Origin of the sequence: Micrococcus sp. HSID17227 (genome assembly GCF_003989405.1) — a bacterium.
In the GTDB taxonomy this organism is placed as follows: Bacteria; Actinomycetota; Actinomycetes; order Actinomycetales; family Micrococcaceae; genus Micrococcus; species Micrococcus luteus.
In genome coordinates, this window is the sequence record NZ_RBLN01000436.1 from 1 (window position 1) to 1,221 (window position 1,221).

The 1,221-nt window shown below is 76.6% G+C and carries 1 pseudogene; it reads right to left on the bottom strand.

The features are described from left to right. Positions 1–1,221: pseudogene (locus tag D8M29_RS12445) on the bottom strand (bifunctional glutamine-synthetase adenylyltransferase/deadenyltransferase); the annotation flags it as partial.

Sequence of the window (1,221 nt, forward strand, 5' to 3'; positions counted from 1 at the left end):
CCTGCGTGAGGGCCTCGATGTGCCGCAGGGCGCCCTGCGGGTCGCGGTAGCCCAGCGCCGCCAGGCGGTCGCGGACGGCCTCCGCGGACAGCCGCACGTCCTCGGCGGACAGGGCGGCCGTCGTCGACAGCAGCGGCCGGTAGAACACGGTCTCGTGGAGACCGCGCACGGCGCGGCGCACGCGCGTGAACTCGGCCTGGAGGTCCTCGCCGGTGGCGGGGCCCCGGTCGGCGGCGCCGCGCATCGACCGGGCGACGACGCGGCGGGCCTCTTCCTTGACCGGCATCAGGTGGGTGCGCCGCAGGTGCACGAGCTGGATGCGGTGCTCGAGGGTGCGCAGCCACCGGTAGTGCTCGTCGAACGCCCGCGCGTCTCGCGTGGTGACGTAGGAGGCGGCGTGCAGCGCCCGCACCGCGTCGAGCGTGCCGCGCACCCGCAGCGACTCGTCCGCACGGCCGTGCACGAGCTGGAGCAGCTGGGCCGTGAACTCGACGTCGCGCAGGCCGCCGGGCCCGAGCTTGATCTCCCGCTCGCGCTCCGCGGGGGCGAGGGTGTCCAGGACCCGGGCGCGCATGGCCCGGACGGACTCGACGAACCCGTCGCGCGCGGAGGACTCCCACACCCGGGGCCAGATTTCCGCGATGTAGCGCTCGCCGAGCTGTGGCGAGCCCGCGATGGGGCGGGCCTTGAGCAGGGCCTGGAACTCCCAGCCGTGGGCCCAGCGGCGGTAGTACTCGGCGTGGGACTCCACGGTGCGGCTCAGGGCGCCGTCCTTGCCCTCGGGACGCAGGTTGGCGTCGACTTCCCACAGTCCCGGCTCGGGGGCCGCGCCCTGGATCACGCGGCCGATGCCCGCGGCCAGCTCGGCCGCGAGCGCGGCGGCGCGCGGCCCGTCCGGGACCTCGGCGTCGGGGTCCGCGCCGTCCGCGGCCTCGCGGACGGCGTGGGCGAACACGACGTCCACGTCTGAGACGTAGTTGAGTTCGCCGGCGCCGCACTTGCCCATGCCGATCACGGCGAGGTCCACGCGGTCCACCACGGGGCCCTCCCGCTCGGTGAGGACGGCCCGTGAGACGGCGGGCGCCGCGTCCACGGCGGCGCCGGCCAGGTCCGCGAGCCAGCGGCCCACCGAGGGCATGGCCGCCGTGGGCTCGGCGGAGTCGAGGTCGCGCAGGGCGATCGCGGCCAGCTGGCGGCGGTAGGCGCGGCGCAAGGCGACGG